Annotated in this window: 16 protein-coding genes; 15 read left to right on the top strand and 1 reads right to left on the bottom strand. The window is 53.9% G+C overall.

The window, feature by feature from the left end; translation table 11 throughout:
* Window positions 1-15: 15 nt before the first annotated feature.
* Entirely contained in the window at window positions 16-348 is a 333-nt protein-coding gene (locus tag J2T14_RS23675; protein WP_307474746.1) for a hypothetical protein, read from the bottom strand.
* A gap of 750 nt (window positions 349-1,098) precedes the next feature.
* Between J2T14_RS23675 and J2T14_RS23680 the strand changes: the two genes are divergently transcribed.
* The 15 genes from J2T14_RS23680 (at window position 1,099) to J2T14_RS23750 (ending at window position 16,968) form a co-directional block, all read left to right on the top strand.
* Window positions 1,099-2,286 (top strand): GntR family transcriptional regulator, encoded by a 1,188-nt coding sequence (locus J2T14_RS23680; protein WP_307474748.1) that lies wholly within the window; start codon window positions 1,099-1,101, stop codon window positions 2,284-2,286.
* Between the two features lie 285 nt (window positions 2,287-2,571).
* The gene (locus tag J2T14_RS23685) at window positions 2,572-3,870 is read left to right on the top strand and encodes a glycoside hydrolase family 125 protein (protein ID WP_307474750.1); all 1,299 of its coding nucleotides are present in this window, start codon (window positions 2,572-2,574) and stop codon (window positions 3,868-3,870) included.
* Window positions 3,871-3,958: 88 nt separating this feature from the next.
* Window positions 3,959-5,275, top strand: a complete 1,317-nt coding sequence (locus tag J2T14_RS23690) for an ABC transporter substrate-binding protein (protein WP_307474752.1) — start codon at window positions 3,959-3,961, stop codon at window positions 5,273-5,275.
* An 82-nt stretch (window positions 5,276-5,357) separates the two neighbouring features.
* Window positions 5,358-6,236, top strand: coding sequence for a carbohydrate ABC transporter permease (locus J2T14_RS23695; protein ID WP_373458195.1), 879 nt, complete (start codon window positions 5,358-5,360; stop codon window positions 6,234-6,236).
* A 12-nt stretch (window positions 6,237-6,248) separates the two neighbouring features.
* Window positions 6,249-7,136, top strand: coding sequence for a carbohydrate ABC transporter permease (locus J2T14_RS23700; RefSeq protein WP_307474754.1), 888 nt, complete (start codon window positions 6,249-6,251; stop codon window positions 7,134-7,136).
* Between the two features lie 13 nt (window positions 7,137-7,149).
* On the top strand, window positions 7,150-8,307 hold the full coding sequence (locus J2T14_RS23705) for a glycoside hydrolase family 76 protein (RefSeq protein WP_307474756.1): 1,158 nt from the start codon (window positions 7,150-7,152) through the stop codon (window positions 8,305-8,307).
* Window positions 8,304-9,383, top strand: a complete 1,080-nt coding sequence (locus tag J2T14_RS23710; RefSeq protein WP_307474758.1) for a glycoside hydrolase family 76 protein — start codon at window positions 8,304-8,306, stop codon at window positions 9,381-9,383. Before J2T14_RS23705 ends, J2T14_RS23710 begins: the two co-directional genes overlap by 4 nt.
* Window positions 9,383-10,444, top strand: a complete 1,062-nt coding sequence (locus tag J2T14_RS23715; protein ID WP_307474760.1) for a glycoside hydrolase family 76 protein — start codon at window positions 9,383-9,385, stop codon at window positions 10,442-10,444. The genes J2T14_RS23710 and J2T14_RS23715 overlap by 1 nt, the downstream gene beginning before the upstream one ends.
* 68 nt (window positions 10,445-10,512) lie before the next feature.
* The gene (locus tag J2T14_RS23720; protein WP_307474762.1) at window positions 10,513-10,722 is read left to right on the top strand and encodes a hypothetical protein; all 210 of its coding nucleotides are present in this window, start codon (window positions 10,513-10,515) and stop codon (window positions 10,720-10,722) included.
* A 513-nt stretch (window positions 10,723-11,235) separates the two neighbouring features.
* The gene (locus J2T14_RS23725; RefSeq protein ID WP_307474764.1) at window positions 11,236-12,234 is read left to right on the top strand and encodes a sulfonate ABC transporter substrate-binding protein; all 999 of its coding nucleotides are present in this window, start codon (window positions 11,236-11,238) and stop codon (window positions 12,232-12,234) included.
* A 28-nt stretch (window positions 12,235-12,262) separates the two neighbouring features.
* Complete coding sequence (gene ssuD / locus J2T14_RS23730) at window positions 12,263-13,405, top strand: FMNH2-dependent alkanesulfonate monooxygenase (RefSeq protein ID WP_307474844.1); 1,143 nt, start codon at window positions 12,263-12,265, stop codon at window positions 13,403-13,405.
* A 13-nt stretch (window positions 13,406-13,418) separates the two neighbouring features.
* Complete coding sequence (gene ssuC / locus J2T14_RS23735; RefSeq protein WP_307474766.1) at window positions 13,419-14,222, top strand: aliphatic sulfonate ABC transporter permease SsuC; 804 nt, start codon at window positions 13,419-13,421, stop codon at window positions 14,220-14,222.
* Window positions 14,171-15,037 (top strand): ATP-binding cassette domain-containing protein, encoded by an 867-nt coding sequence (locus J2T14_RS23740; protein ID WP_307474769.1) that lies wholly within the window; start codon window positions 14,171-14,173, stop codon window positions 15,035-15,037. The genes ssuC and J2T14_RS23740 overlap by 52 nt, the downstream gene beginning before the upstream one ends.
* Window positions 15,038-15,271: 234 nt before the next feature.
* Window positions 15,272-15,703: a YciI family protein gene (locus J2T14_RS23745; protein ID WP_307474846.1), complete on the top strand. Its 432-nt coding sequence runs from the start codon at window positions 15,272-15,274 to the stop codon at window positions 15,701-15,703.
* Complete coding sequence (locus J2T14_RS23750; protein ID WP_307474770.1) at window positions 15,703-16,968, top strand: RNA polymerase sigma factor; 1,266 nt, start codon at window positions 15,703-15,705, stop codon at window positions 16,966-16,968. Before J2T14_RS23745 ends, J2T14_RS23750 begins: the two co-directional genes overlap by 1 nt.
* Window positions 16,969-17,083: the final 115 nt, after the last annotated feature.

Raw genomic sequence — 17,083 nt, forward strand, 5'->3', positions numbered from 1 at the left:
ACCCGCTGCTCTTATTTAATTTGCCTTGTAATCAAGTCCAATATAGTAGTGAGACAGCCGGGCGTTTGGTTTCCAGAGGAGCAGGTTGCCTTCGTAGGTCCACTTCAGCGGAATGGCGTCAGCCAGAATAGTGGCATGCTGTTTCTCCATATCGAGAAGCCAGCTTTGTCCGTCATCGACCTGAATGGCGTAATGGTTAGCTGATGCGGATTCCGTACGGGCTACCGGCAGTACACGAGGAAATACACTCCACTCCGGCTTCCGTGCCCATTGTTCTAGAAGCGTCTGAGCATGTTCCGGAAGCACCTCCTGCTCCCGGATTTCGATTTGATCCGTGTTCATATCCACATACACTTTACTCCGGTAACTTTGCTCGCTGCGTCCTTAATAAGGAACGGCAATCGTATGACTGTCTATCCATGCCTTGGGATAGACAAATAAGAAGCCATCACTATGCAATACGTAAGCAGCCTTTTCCTTATTGCAGAGCACTTTTCCTTTATCGCTTAAAATAATCAAGTCAGCATCGGTAGTAATCGCTGCTTCCGATGCAATCAGAAGGGCGACTTTACGGTTGTCCGGTGAAACCGCTATGCCTTATACAGGCTTCTCCGCGGAATATATTGCAGTTGCCTGCCCAGTCTTCGTATTCGTTAGATAAAGAGTGCGGTTATCCTTGACCGCGAAGATGCGTTCATTAACAAGCCTGTCCGCATAGAGAACGTCAAAGCCGTAGTCATTAGAGAAAGCCGTATCCTGTTTGCTCCATTTTGGTTCTTCCAGAGCAAAGTGGCTTCCATCAAGAAGGAGGACGTCTACTTTCCGTGTTGTAAAGGACCTCGAAACCCAATGCTATGCGGGGAGAGGTCCTTTTGTCAAAAGCAAAGTATTAAAATCCACTTCGTATTCAATATGCATATAAGCTAGCCTTTCACCAAATAATTATATCGGATAATGGCGAATTTTGGAGAGAGATTTTTTGTATTCAACGTTCGCGACGTTTAAAAATCAAAATTAGTATAGCATGATATATCATTATGTGATAAAACTAATATATGAGGAAAACCAGAGCAGGACAGGGAGTTTGGAGGTATAGGAATGGCGAACGACGCATCATCGAAGCCGATGTACGAGAAAATTTTTGAAACGGTGAAAAACCAAATATTGAGCAAGGAATACGAAGTCGGCGAGCGGATACCGTCAGAGAAGGAGCTTGCCGACGAGTACAACGTCAGCCGAATTACGAGCAAGAAGGCGCTTGAGCTGCTGGCCGGCGAGAAACTCATCGTCCGAATTCCCGGCCGCGGCTCGTTTGTATTGGATTCATCCGTTAAGACGGGTGCTTCCGATTCGGAACAAGCATCCCAGCTTCCAAGAAGCGCAGGACGTACCGGCCATTCGAACGATTGCACGACCATAGGGCTTGTCATTACAGACTTCGGCAACAGCTATGGGACAGGTTTAATCTACGGGATGGAGCAAGCGTCCAGAGACAATGATTGTTTTCTGGTGCTTCGCCGTTCGTTCGGTGTGCCCGACAATGAAGAAATATCGATACAGAAGCTGCTTAAGATGGGCGTAGACGGATTGATCGTGTTCCCGGCGCAGGGCGAGTACTTCAACGAAGAGATTCTGAAGCTGGTCATTGCCAAGTTTCCGCTCGTGCTTGTCGATCGCCACCTGAAGGGGGTAGCTGCGGCTTCAATCAGCACGGACAACGTGACCGCAGCCCGCGTGGCGACGGAGTATTTGTTCGCCCTCGGTCATAGGCATATCGCGTTCCTCTGTCCTCCGCCAACGGATACGTCGGCTGTGGAGGACCGGATCGAAGGCTTTATCCAGGCGCATGCCGAGAAAGGCATCATGGTGGACAAGGAGCTGTGGGTGACCGATCTGTTCTCTACGCTTCCCGATTCCTTTCGCAATGACGATAATGTGGAGCGGGACGTGAATAGGCTGATGGCGCATTTGAGGCAAAACCCTTCCATTACGGCTGTATTCGCGATTGAATATAACATCGCGCTGCTGGCCAAAGCCGCTATCGAGCGGCTAGGCATGCGCATCCCGCAACATATTTCCGTGATCTGCTTCGACAGTCCTCCTACCGACCTCGGCGGGGCATATGCGTTCACGCATATGCGGCAGAACGAAGAGGAGATGGGAAGGCTCGCAATCGAGCATGTCCTTAGGATCAAGGAGGGGCAGGCGGCCACCAATAACAGAGTAACCCTGGATGCCAAACTCGTTATCGGCCAATCGACGGGCGAGGCGCCGATTCGGACATAACAAGCCAATTCATAAGGAAGCTGTCTCAATGGTGCTGGACTTACCATTCATTCCGCCCAAAGTTACTGCATAAATCCAACATAGCAGTCAGAGGTTAGCTTTGTACGCACAAAGGGGCCGTCCCTAAGCCATTGGCTTTTGGGACAGCCCCTTTATTTTTTAAATACATTAGTATATCAGCATATTAGATTCGACCTAAAAATCCGTTATTGACATAACATTAACATGCTAATATACTAACTATATGAAAGCGGTTTATTATACATAGCAGAACGGAGGAACGAGATGGAATTAACGACGGAGAAACGGCTGCCCGAATCCGTGAAGAACTTGATTGCCGTCGTAAGGGAGAAGCTGCCTCATTGCGAGCGGATCGCAGACATGTTCGAGCGATGCTTATCGAATACGTGGAATACGACGATCAGGCGCGGGGGGGATGGCACGACATTCGTAATAACGGGCGACATACCGGCGATGTGGCTTCGCGATTCGGCTGCCCAAGTACGGCCGTTCCTACTCGCGGCGTCAGGCGACGACGAGATTGCCGATATGATCGAAGGATTGGTCGAGAGACAGTTCCGGTACATCATTCACGATCCGTACGCGAATGCTTTCAACGAAGCAGCAAGCGGCAAGGGACATCAGGATGACAAGACGGAGATGACTCCTTGGATCTGGGAGCGGAAGTACGAGATCGATTCCTTATGTTATCCCATTCAATTGAGCTACCTGCTATGGAAAAACACGGGCCGGACCTCGCAGTTCGGGCAGTCTTTCCGTAACGGGGCGGAGGAAATCTTAAAGCTGTGGACGCTTGAACAGAATCATGACAACGCTTCCAATTATACATTCGAGCGATTCGGCTGCCCGGACTCCGATACGCTTCCGCGTGAAGGCAAAGGGACGCCGGTCGGCATAACCGGGATGACCTGGTCGGGCTTCCGGCCAAGCGATGACGCCTGCCAATACGGCTACTTGATTCCAGCCAACATGTTCGCCGTCACCTCGCTTCGCCGGTTGACGGAGATCGCACGGCAAGTGTTGGGCGACGATGACTTGGCTGACCGCGCAGCAGCGCTTGCCGATGAGATTCGTCATGGGATCGAACAATATGCGAAGGTAGAGCATCCGTCATTCGGTACGATTTACGCCTACGAGACTGACGGTCTCGGCCATTACAACCTTATGGATGACGCCAACGTTCCGAGCCTGCTGTCCATTCCCTACTTGGGCTACGCCTCGGCGGACGACCCGATCTACGTGAATACGCGCAGATTCATCTTGAGCGCAAGCAACCCCTATTACTATGAGGGGGCGGCAGCGTCAGGTATTGGCAGTCCGCATACGCCGGATCGGTACATATGGCCGATCGCGCTGGCAATGCAGGGATTGACTGCGAAGGACCAGGCGGAGAAGGAAGGACTGCTTGATCGAATGGCGCATACCGATGCCGGAACGGGTTTCATGCATGAAAGCTTTCATGCAGACGATCCGGCGGTTTATACCCGTCCATGGTTCTCCTGGGCGAACATGATGTTTTGCGAGCTTGTGCTCGACGTATGCGGCATACGCGTCCGCAACTGACGACGGTTAGACGGGGAGCGATCCTCTTATAACATAGCCAATTAGAGAAAACGAAAACCATTCAAAGATTCAAGGGAGGCTAGTTCTAATGAAGAAGTGGTTCAAGATAGGGACGATCGCTTTGGCAACGACGGCCGTGCTCGCCGGCTGCAGCGGCAATAACACAGGCTCTAACAACGGCAATGGGGCGGAGAATCCGTCTGGAGACAATGGCAGCGGCACCGGCAGCAAAGGCGCAGTGGAATTGACGTTCTGGGGCGACTGGGGCGGCGAAGGCCAAATCCAGTTCGAGACGATGGTTGATGCGTTCAACAAATCGCAAGACAAGATCAAGGTCAAGTACGTGCTGCAGCAGGATATGATTACGAAGTTCCTTACCGCGGCGACTTCCGGCGGATCGCCGGACATCCTGTTCTGGGACAGATGGCGTACCTCGCTGTACGCGCCGAAGAACGTCCTGCATCCGATCGACGAATTCATGGAGAAGGACGGCCTGGCCCGCGGCGAGTTTTACGAGGAATCGCTTAAGGAGCTTTCATACGGGGATAAATTATACGGATTGCCTCTGACTGTCGACGCTCGCGCGTTATTTTACAATAAGAAGCTGCTGGCGGAAGCGGGCGTGGAGCCTCCTACGACATGGGCGGAGCTGGAAGCTGCGGCGGCTAAGCTGACCAAGTGGAACGGCAACAAGCTTGAAGTATCCGGCTTCTCGCTGGGCGACAACGGCTTGTTCAACATGTATCTGCAGCAAGCGGGCGGACAAATGCTGACGGATGACGGCAAGACGAACTTCAACAACGAGCAAGGCAAGCAGGTGCTGGAACTATGGGATCGCATGCTGAACAAAGATAAAGTATACAAAGTCGGCTTCGAGCAAGGCCTTGGCGAAGGTACGGACGCGTTCGTAACAGGCAAGCTGGCGATGCAATATACGGGACCATGGATGCTTAGCACTTATAAAAAATACGGTAAAGATCTCGACTTCGGCATCGTGCCGCCGCCAGCTGGACCAAATGGCGACAAAGCGAGCGTCATGGGCGGCTTCGGTCTCGTTATTCCGGAGGGCTCCAAGCATCAAGCGGAAGCTTGGGAGTTCGTCAAGTGGTGGACGGCGAACAAGGACAACGCGCTGCTATGGGCGAAAACAAGCTTCAACATCCCGGGCTATAAGCCGGCGCTTGAAGATCCGTTCTTCCAGGACGATCCGTTCTGGAAGCCGATTCTAGATACTTTGGAATTCGCGAAGATCCGTCCGCAGCATCCAGGATACTCCGTCATGGAAGGCGACGCGCTGACACCGAACCTTCAATTGCTGCAGCAAGGCAAACAAAGCATTGAGGATACGCTATCGAAAGCGCAGTCGCAAGGCGATAAGCTGCTGGGGGATAACGAAGTGAAATAATCGGCGGGAAGGAAGGAGGGAGGTCATCCTCCCTTTCTTCATTACAGCCCGAAGCGAGAAGGAGGTAGTCCAAGTGGCTTCCATGAGAAAGCTTGAACGGCATCAGGCGCGAACCGCTTATTTGTTCATCGCGCCGACGATGCTGCTGTTCATCGTATTTACGGTTATTCCCGTCTTCATGGCGCTTTATCTCAGCTTCACGAACTATGACGTCATTAGCAAAAAAGACTGGGTAGGCTTCGACAATTACAGGCGTCTGATTGACGATACTTTGCTATGGACGACGTTCAAAAACGTGCTCATTTACTCTGTTATTTTCGTTCCGCTGAACATCTTGATCTCGTTATCGCTCGCGATGCTGATGAATCGCGCATGGCGAGGCGTCAAGCTGTTCCGGACGCTCAATTATTTGCCGACCTTAACATCCGCTGTCGCGGCAGCTACCGTATGGATCTGGCTGCTGCATCCCGAATACGGCCTCGTTAACGGACTGTTGTCGACGATCGGCATTACCGGACCTGCATGGGTAGCGCAAACGGAAACGGCGATGATGTCGATCATTATGCTGACGCTCTGGCAATCCGTCGGCTCGAATATGATTATTTATTTGGCGGGACTGCAAGGCGTACCGGAATATTTGTACGAATCAGCCAAGCTGGACGGCGCTTCGAAATGGGATTGCTTGCGCTATATTACGTGGCCGCAGCTAAGACCGACGACTTTTCTCGTTAGCACGATGTCGATTATCGGCGCGTTGCAGTTGTTCGATCAAGCTTTCGTGCTGACGCAGGGCGGTCCTGCGAACGTCACGAAGACACCCGTCTATCTCATCTATCAGCAAGGGTTCAACCAGCTGCAGATGGGTTATGCGTCCGCGCAGGCTTTCGTGCTTGCCATGGCCATCCTTATTTTCTCGCTTATCAATATGAAAATCAGCAAGGCAGAAGAATCTGTCGTATAAGGAGGAGAAGCGATGGATACCATCGGAAGCACGCCAACCCTGCGAGTAGCCCGAAAGCTCGCGTATTACATCCTTTGTACCTTGATTGCGGTCGTCATGTTCCTGCCTTTTTATTGGAGCGTCTTAACGTCGATCAAGCCGGATTCGGATATTTTCTCGATGCCGATCAAATGGTTTCCGACGGACATCACGTTCGAGCATTACATTAAAGCGTTCACGACCGTTCCGTTCGGATTGTTCTTCTCGAACTCCCTTATTCTCGCGGCTTCGGGCGTGCTTATGAACCTGTTCTTCGGCTCGCTGGCGGGCTTCGCTTTCGCGAAACTGAAGTTCAAGCTGAATCAGCCGTTGTTCCGCGTACTGCTGGCCGCGATGATGATTCCGGGGATCGTGACGATGATCCCGAGCGTCTACGTGCTGAAGCATCTGCCGCTGTTCGGCGGCAACGACTTGTTCGGCGCCGGCGGCAACGGGCTGTTGAACTCGTTCTGGGGCATTATTTTGCCGGGCGCGTCCGGTTCGTTCGCGGTGTTCTTCATGCGTCAGTTCTTCCTTACACTGCCGAGCGACATGATGGAGATGGCACGCATCGAAGGAGCGGGCGAATTCAGGATCTTCTGGCGCATCTACTTGCCGCTGACGAAGCCGGCCTTGGCTACGCTTGGCATCTTCACCTTCCAAGCGGGCTGGAATAGCTTCCTATGGCCGATGATCGTGCTTAACGATCCGGCCAAAGCGACGATTCAGATGGGACTGCAAGCCTTCTCGTACAACTATCAGACCGATTACGGCCCGATGATGGCTGGGGCGCTCGTCGCCATTCTTCCGATACTCGTCATGTTCCTGCTGCTGCAGCGTTACTTCATACAAGGCATCGCGTTCAGCGGAATCAAGGGTTAGGGGGAGATCGGTTATGGGCTCCAAAAAGATTGTTTTTCTAGCGGCGTCCTCCCTTGTTCTGTTAGCGCTTCTTGCCGGAGGAAGCCTATGGGCGGCGGGCGTATGGAAGCCGTTCAGCGGCGGTACGGCGGATGGGGTGTGGCAGGAGAGAGCGGATCTCGCGCAAGCGGAGCTGGCCGATTCGTTCTGGAATGAGAGCCGCGGCCTATATGACAATGTATCGCCCTGCATCGCGCAGCTCTGTACCGATCCGTTCAACTATTGGTGGCAAGCGCATGCCGTTGATGTGCTGGTAGACGGGTATGAGCGCACAGGCGATGAGCGTTATGAGAAGCTGCTCGAAAGGATGTACGAGGGCATTGCCGAACGGAATGCCGGCGTATATCCGAACGACTATTACGACGATATGGAATGGATGGGGCTTGCGTGGCTTCGCGCCTATGATGCGACGCAGGATAAGAGATATATGGATGTTGCTCGGCTGCTGTGGGAGGACGTTAAGACCGGCTGGAATGAGGAGCAGGGCGGCGGCATCGCTTGGCGCAAGGAGCAGCTGGATTATAAGAACACGCCGGCGAATGCGCCGGCCGTTATACTGGCCGTTCGGTTATATGAGCATACGAAGGATCAGGACGATCTCGATTGGGCCATTCGCATCTATGAATGGCAGAAGAAAACGCTTGTCGATCCGGACAGCGGCTTCGTATGGGACGGTATTAACCGGCAAGGCGACGGCGCAGTGGATAAGGATTGGAAATTCACGTACGGCCAAGGCGTCTATATCGGCGCGGGCGTGGAGCTGTACCGGGTAACTGGCGATGAAGGTTACTTGGCGGATGCGCGGAAGACAGCCGTTGCCGCGAAGGAGGAGCTTACGAGTTCCGCCACGGGCATGCTGCCTTCGGAGGGCGACGGCGACGGGGCATTGTTCAAAGGCATATTCGTACGTTATTTAGGCGAGCTCATCCAAGTGGACAACGAGCCGGAGGCATGGATCGAGCTGTTGGAGACCAATGCCGCAAGCTTATGGGATTTTGGCAAAGACACGGAGCAGGCACGCTTCAGCAATTCGTGGGCGCAGACACCCGAGAACGCTGTACAGCTTAGCACGCAATTAAGCGCCGTCATGCTTCTGGAGCAACGGGCGCGATTGGAGGAGAGAGAGAAATGAATCAGGCAGTGCATGGGATTTGGGAAAGACGGGCGGACGAAGCGCAAAGCGCGCTGGAGAGCTTATTTTGGAACGAATCGATCGGGATGTACAATATAGAGACGCCGTGCCCGGACGGCGCATGCAACACGATCTTTCACTACTGGTGGATGGCGCATGCCGCGGATGTATTGACGGACGGATTTCTTCGCACAGGGGATGCTTCGTATGCCGAGAGGTTAAGCGTGTTCTTCGACGGCTTGCTGGCTCGCAACGGCGGCGTTTGGCCGAATGAGCTGTACGACGATATGGAGTGGATGGCGCTGGCGTGGCTGCGTGCTTATCAAGCAACGGGAGCGGTCAAGTACAAGGAAGCCGCGCTCCTGCTATGGGAAGATATTAAGACAGGCTGGAATGAGCATATGGGAGGCGGCATCGCTTGGCAGAAGTCGCAGCTTGATTATAAAAATACCCCGGCGAACGCGCCGGCGGCCATTCTCGCCGCCAGGCTGCATCGTGCGTTCGGGTCGGAGTCGGACCTGGCGTGGGCTTTGAAAATTTACGAATGGCAGAAAGAGAACCTCGTCGATCCGGCGACCGGCTTCGTATGGGACGGCATGAACCGATTGGGCGACGGACAGATCGATAAGCATTGGAAGTTCACGTATTGCCAAGGCGTGTTTATTGGCGCTGCCGTCGAACTGTACCGGATCACGAAGGATGACCGGTATTTGGCCGATGCGTCGCGATCGGCTTCGGCGTCCCTTGCCGAGCTTGCGCATCCGGAGACGATGCTGCTGCCGGACGAGGAGACAGGCGACGGCGGATTGTTCAAAGGCATCTACGTGCGTTATTTGACGGAGCTTGCGATTGAGAACCGCGAGGGTGAACGGGCCGTCACCGATGTTTTAGCCTCCAATGCCAAGCTGCTGTGGGAACAGGGCAGAGGGAGCGACTCGGTCCTGTTCTCCCCGAATTGGTCGGCGAAGCCGGAGGGCGTCGTTACACTGAGCGTCCAGCTTAGCGCGGTGAAGCTGCTTGAGGCGGCGACGAGGCTGAGCGCTGCCGGGCTCATTGGGGAGGAGGCGCTCGCATAATGGGGATACCGGAGCAATCCGTTTCAGCTTGGAGCGCTGTGGCGAATGAAGCCCAGGCCGCTTTAAAGGACAGGTATTGGAACGAAAAGCTGGGCATGATGAATCAATGGTATCCACCTGCGAAAGCGTTCGGCGAGGAGAACTTTTACTATTGGTGGCAGGCGCATGTTATGGATGTGCTTATCGACGGCTTGGAGCGGACGGGAGAGGCAGCCTACAGGGAACTGCTAAGCGAGCTCGCTGAAGGCGTTCGAAGTTATAACGGCGACACCTTCAAGCACAACTATTACGACGATATGGAGTGGACGGCACTCGCCTTATTGCGGGCTTATGATGCGACAGGCGAAGAGCCTTATCTGACAAACGCGCTTGAGCTGTGGGAAGACATCAAGACGGCATGGAACGATCATATGGGTGGAGGCATGGCTTGGAAGAAGGATCAATTGGACTATAAAAACACGCCGGCTAATGCCCCTGCTTCTATCCTGGCCGCCAGGCTGTATCGTGCCTATGGCAAGGCAGAAGACCTGGCATGGGCGGTTCGAATCTATGAGTGGAATCGCGAGAACTTAGTAGACCTCGCAACCGGCTTCGTCTGGGACGGGATCAACCGGCTCGGCGACGGGCGGATCGACAAGGACTGGAAGTTCACGTATTGCCAAGGCGTCTTCATTGGAGCGGGCGTAGAGCTGTATCTGGCCACTCGCGATGAGCAGTATTTGCAGGATGCTTGCCGCACGACGACAGCATGCTTCGAAGAGCTGTGCGCTGCCGAGACGCTGCTGTTGCCGGATGAGGGGATCGACGATACGGGTCTGTTCAAAGGGATCTTGATCCGTTATCTATTGGAAATGGAGAAGGTTGCTCCACCCGCAGAACGCGATGCCATCTTCGCGGTCATTGAAGCGAATGCCTTGTCGCTGCGGGACCGTGGGCTCAGCCGCGAGCTTGGACTATGCGGTCCATCTTGGGTGAATCCGCCTATGCTGCCTATTCAATTGAGCGTCCAGCTAAGCGGTGTCATGCTGCTTGAAGCGATGGCGAGGCTGGAGAAGAAATAGGCGTAAATCTCTTACTCTTCGAATAGGTATAGTATTATACCGAATTGAAAGAGGAGGATTGCGTTTACATGGATTCGACTGCGCGCACGCACGGAGATAGAGTAGAGACGGTTCTGACCTACGACAAAGAGACAGGCGAGATACGGATCATTGCCGCCACAATCGGGGACGATCTGAATCTTATCGCCGAGAATGCGATCGTGCTCGATCGCGATAAAGCTTTGAAACTGTATTTGTTTCTCGGCAATATTTTCGCCGAGAGCGATCGTCCGAACTGAATGAAGCGGGTTAGTCCTAGATAGAAGGAGTGCAAGACTTTTCGCTCGACTCGTGAAATACGGGTGAGAGTGAAAAGTCTTTTTCATATAGTGGCGTCATGCTCTCGTTGCACATTATGCAACAGATTCTGTTTATAGAGTACTGATAGAGGCATTTCGTTGCAGTAAATGCAACGGATGAACGGATATCCCTGCTGATTTCGGGCTTATCTCTCGATTCCGTTGCATTTAGTGCAACGGCAACTGAAGAAAGGTAAGGATGGAGGCTAGTCTGTTGCAATTCTGCAACGAGCCGATCTGTTTTTCTCGCGGTGTTCGAAAAAATTGTTGACGCCAATTTAAGCTGGTGCTATGATTTTATCAAATACAAGTTAACCCATTGGATTAATAATATATCAGGCGCTACCGGATCACCGGAGGTCTCTCTAAACGCACTTAACGTGCGGGCGGGGAGACCTTTGTCTGTTTATAACGATTGGATGAGGGTCGAAGCGACGAGAGGGGTTATGGACGATGAAGAAGAAGTTGGGCGCATATTTGACTAATCGCAAAATTATGGCGACGGCATTGCTGGCGTTAACGCTGGCGCTGTCGGCATGCGGGAATAGCGGAGAGAAGGCTAACGAAGGGTCAGCAGATAAGGAAACGAGAGATATTACGATCAAGATCGGCTTTCAGAAGTACGGGACGATTAACATTTTGAAGGCGGATGGGGCCCTTGATAAGCGGCTGAGCGAGGAGCGCAACATTAAGATTGAATGGATAGAGTTCCCAGGCGGTCCTCAATTACTGGAGGCGCTGAACGTAGGCAGCCTCGATCTGGGACATACGGGAGAAGCGCCGCCGATATTCGCGCAGGCAGCTGGAGCGCCGCTCGTCTACTTGGCTCATGAACCGGCTAGTCCGCAGAGCGAGGGCATCATTGTACCGAAAGGCTCGCCGATCAAGTCGGTAGCGGATCTGAAGGGCAAAACCGTCGTGCTGAACAAAGGATCGAACGTTCACTACTTGCTTGTGAAGCAGCTTGAGAAGGCTGGGGTCGATTACAAAGATATTGAAGTGAAGTTCCTGCCGCCGGCAGATGCGCGGGCAGCGTTCGAGAAGGGCAGCGTAGACGCATGGGTCATCTGGGACCCCTTCCTTGCTGCGGCACAGACGGCTACAGGCGGTACAATATTGGTTGACGGTACGGACGTCGTATCGAATCACGAGTTCTACCTTGCAACACGCGCGTTCGCAGAGAAATATCCGGATATCGTTGATATCCTCCTTGAGGAAGCGGACAAGATCGATGTTTGGTCGAAGGACCATCCACAGGAGCTGGCGGAGAAGCTGTCTCCTCAGCTTGGTATTGATGTAGAGTCGCTGCTGCTGGCGGCAGGACGTCGCAATTACGGTGTTCAACCGATTGACGAAGAGCTGATTAAGGCGCAGCAAGCGATTGCCGACACATTCTTCAATCTGGAGCTGATTCCGAAGAAGCTCGATATTAACGATGCGATTCTTAAATAATCCAATATAAAGGTAAGGGTGATTAATGATGAATGTATTCTGGTTTATACCTACGCATGGAGATGGTCGCTATCTCGGCACGAGCCAAGGCGCGCGTGCCGTGGATGCCGACTACATGCAGCAGGTCGCTGTTGCCGCAGATCGGCTTGGTTATGAAGGCGTATTGATTCCGACAGGCACTTCCTGCGAGGATCCTTGGATTGTGGCATCTTCGCTCGTACCGGCAACGAAACGGCTGAAGTTCCTCGTCGCGGTTCGTCCGGGCTTGATGTCGCCAACGCTGGCGGCTCGAATGGCGTCTTCGCTGGATCGCATTTCCGGCGGCAGGCTGCTCATTAATGTGGTGGCTGGAGGCGACCCGGTCGAATTGGCTGGAGACGGTCTGTTCCTGGACCATACGGAGCGTTACCATCTTACAAGCGAGTTTCTAGAAATATGGCGCAAAGAGCTGGCGGGCGAGCACGTCGATTATGATGGCAAGTATCTTCAAGTGAAGGGCGGTCATGTGCTCTATCCGCCTATTCAGCAACCCTATCCGCCGCTCTGGTTCGGCGGTTCTTCGGAGGTAGCGCAGCAGGTCGCGGCCGAACAAGTCGATGTCTACTTGACTTGGGGCGAGCCTCCTGCCGACGTGGCTGCCAAGATAGCCGAGATGAGGAAGCTTGCGGAGGCGCAAGGACGTAAGCTTCGCTTCGGCATCCGACTGCACGTCATCGTAAGGGAGACGGAGGAGGAAGCGTGGAGAGCGGCCGATAAGCTGATCCAGCATGTCGATGATGAGACGATAGCCGCGGCGCAGCGTATCTTCAGCCGCTTCGACTCGGTTGGCCAGAAGCGAATGGCGAAGCTGCATGAGGGCAGCCGTGATCAATTGGAGATTAGCCCGAATCTTTGGTCGGGAATCGGACTTGTCCGCGGCGGAGCGGGTACTGCGCTCGTAGGCAGCCCGGAGATTGTCGCAGAGCGGATGCGGGAGTATGAAGCACTCGGGATCGAGACCTTTATTTTCTCCGGGTATCCGCATCTGGAGGAAGCTTATCGTGTCGCGGAGCTGCTGTTCCCGTTGTTGTCACTGGACCAGAAGCCATTATCGGGCCCGACCTCCATTAGTCCGTTCGGAGAAATCATTGCGAACGTCGCCAAGCCTACCCCTAGAGCTTCGGCTCATTAATGGAGAGGAAGATATGAACCGATCCTTTCGCAAGTTCACAACAGTAGCACTGCCGTGGTATATTCCCGTATTTATTCTAGTGGTATGGCAAGTGTTGGGCAGTACGGGCATCATCTCCTCGCGGACCTTGCCGTCGCCGGATCAAGTCGTCAGAGCCGCGGTCTCGCTGCTTGCTAATGGAGAGCTGATTGAGGCACTCGCCGTTAGCACTTGGAGAGCCGCGATTGGATTCGCAATTGGCGCAGGCATAGGGTTCGTGCTTGGATTGTTGAATGGGGTTATTGGACTATCCGATAAGCTGACCGATTCGACACTGCAGATGATTCGGAATGTTCCTCATTTGGCGATGATTCCGCTCGTCATTGCTTGGTTCGGGATCGGAGAAGCGGCGAAAATATTTCTTGTCGCACTCGGCGTTATGTTCCCGATTTACTTGAATACGCTGCATGGAATCAGGTCCGTTGACGCAGGCCTCATTGAGATGGGCAATGTGTACGGGCTGAACCGATGGCAGTTGTACCGCCGCATCATCCTTCCGGGGGCGATGCCTTCGATTCTCGTCGGAGTGCGCTTCGCTCTTGGCATTATGTGGCTGACTTTGATTGTATCCGAGACGATTGCAGCTGACTCCGGGATCGGTTATATGGCTATGAATGCACGGGAGTTTTTCCAACTGGATGTCGTCGTTCTTGCTATTATCTTATACGCGTTGCTCGGCAAGCTGTCGGATCTAACGGCCAAATGGCTGGAAAGGAGGTGGCTGCAATGGCATCCCCACTTCGCCAAAGCAGTGCCGCAGTCGAAGAGTTCGAGCTAGGACCAGGGCCGGCGCGACAAAGTGTTCTTAAAGAAGAAGCGTCAGCTCGCGGCGTATCGATCAAGCTAGACGGGGTATCCAAACGTTTCGGCGAGAAGACGGTATTAAATGACCTTAATCTATCGATCGAGCCAGGCAAGTTCATCGCTATCGTAGGCCGAAGCGGCTGCGGCAAAAGTACGCTGCTCCGGCTGCTCGCCGGGCTCGATGGGATATCCTCCGGCTCGCTGACGAGGCAGGATCAGCCGATCGCGGGCATTAATCAGGATACTCGCTTTATGTTTCAAGATGCGAGATTGTTACCCTGGCAGACCGTACTGGAAAATGTGAAGATCGGACTGACCGTCGATAAGTCGGCTGAAGCAGAACGGAAGGCGTATGCCGCGCTCCAATTAGTTGGGCTTGCCGACAGGGCGAAGGAGTGGCCTTCGGTACTATCGGGCGGACAGCGTCAGCGCGTAGCGCTTGCTAGAGCTCTTGTGGGCCATCCGCATTTATTGCTGTTCGACGAGCCGTTAGGAGCGCTGGACGCAGTAACCCGTATTGATATGCAGCGGCTCATCGAACGGTTATGGCAGACGCGCGGCTTCACGGCGGTTCTCGTCACGCATGATGTCAGCGAAGCGGTTGCTTTGGCGGACCGGGTCATCCTAATCGATGAAGGGCGGGCAGCGCTCGATATTCCGATCACGCTTGCCCGTCCGCGCGTGAAGGACAGCGGGTTCGCTCACTTCGAGAAGCTGATTCTGGACCGCTTGCTTACGCCGGCGGAACAGTCAGGCACGAGCCTTGACGAGCTTGATTTTGACATTTAATCATGTATAAATTAGGAGATTGCAGAGGGCTGCCAAATGGCAGGCAACTGCAATCTTCTTTTGCGTTTGGGGACGTAGGATTGATAGTGCATCATCCTTCATTATCCAGTATTATGAAGAAGAATTGCGGAAACTTGTTTGTTCGATGTCGATTATAGGAAATTCTGATCGTCGTCTATATGAAGGCTGAACGAGCAGTGAAGTCTTACATTTATAACGAGGGTAGGTCATGTGATGCGATTTATGATGATCGTTAAAGGAACCAAGGATTCGGAGGCAGGGACAATGCCTAACCGGGAGCTGATCGAGGCCATGCAGCGCTATAACGAGGAGCTGGTCAAAGCCGGCGTGCTGCTTGCGGCAGATGGGCTCCATGCGAGCTCCGGGGGCATTCGCATCTCGTATCCGGAGCCGGGCGGCAAGCCGAAAGTAACGGACGGACCGTTCACGGAAGCGAAGGAAATCATTGCGGGTTATACGCTGATCGAGGTGAAGTCGAAGGAGGAAGCGATCGAATGGGCGCTTCGCATGCCGGATCCTCACGGCTTCGGTGAAGGTCAGATCGAGCTTAGACAGGTGATTGACCTGCATGATTTGATGGAAGATCCGGAAACGCTGGCCAAGGAGATTGCGCTTCGCGAGCAGCTTGAGAGGTCTAAACCATAATGACCGATTCGTTGGCGGGGCGTACGATAGACGCCATCTGGCGCATCGAATCGGCGAGGTTGATCGCCGGATTAGCGCGGATGGTCCGCGATGTCGGCCTCGCCGAGGATTTGGCTCAGGATGCGCTTGTGATCGCGCTGGAGAAGTGGCCGGAGACGGGAATTCCCGATAATCCGGGCGCGTGGCTGATGACGACGGCGAAGCGTCGCGCGATCGATCTGCTGCGCAGAAACAAGCTGCGCGACCAGAAGTATGAAGAGATGGCTCGCGGGAGCGAATTGTATACGGAGGATGAAGTGGACAGAGCCGTGGACGGAGAGGTCGGCGACGATCTCCTCCGTCTCATATTTACTTCCTGTCATCCTGTATTGTCGCGCGATGCGAGGGTAGCGCTGACGCTGCGATTGCTCGGCGGGCTTACAACCGATGAGATTGCGCGCGCATTCCTCGTTCCGGAGTCTACGGTTGCGCAGCGGATCGTTCGCGCGAAGAAAACGCTGAGCGCAGAACGGGTCGGCTTCGAAGCCCCATCGGGCGAAGCGCTTAAGGGGCGTCTATCGGCGGTGTTGGAAGTGATCTACTTAATGTTCAATGAAGGCTATTCGGCGACATCGGGAGGCGAATGGCTGCGCCCGACGTTATGTCGGGAGGCGCTCAGGCTTGGGCGTATTCTTGCCGAGATTGCTCCGGCCGAGTCGGAGGTGCACGGGCTTGTTGCTCTGATGGAGCTTCAATCCTCGCGATTCAGAACCCGCGTAGGCGCAAACGGCGAGCCTATCCTTCTAATGGATCAGAACCGCGGTTTGTGGGATCATCTGCTCATTCGCCGCGGCTTAGCTGCGTTGGAGCGTGCTCGGGCGCTAGGAGGACCGCTTGGTCCGTATGCGCTGCAAGCTTCGATCTCAGCCTGCCATGCCCAGGCAACGGTCGCCGCAAGCACCGACTGGGTACGAATTGCCGCCCTATACGAAGCGTTGTCGCGCGTCCAACCGTCGGCGATCGTGGAGCTGAACCGGGCTGTAGCGATCGCCATGGCTTTCGGCCCTGCGTTTGGATTGCAGCTTGTCGAGGAGCTTGCCTCGGAGCCAGCTCTCGCAAACTATTATTTGTTGCCGAGCGTAAGGGGCGATTTGCTCGTTAAGCTGGGACGAGCCGCCGAGGCGCGCGAGCAATTCGAACTGGCAGCAGCACTAACGCGCAACGAGCGAGAACGCGAGCTGCTGCTGAAACGTGCGGCTGAATGCGATCTAACCGAACTGAAATAGAAATATTGAATTTTTTTCTGAGGCATGTCGATTTCATTTCTCTTTATTCGTCGTCATAGTAGAAAGCGGATTTTCAACTAAAACGAAGAGAGAAAGGTTGATGAAAAAAATGAAC

Source organism: Paenibacillus harenae (assembly GCF_030812415.1).
GTDB lineage: Bacteria > Bacillota > Bacilli > Paenibacillales > Paenibacillaceae > Pristimantibacillus > Pristimantibacillus harenae_A.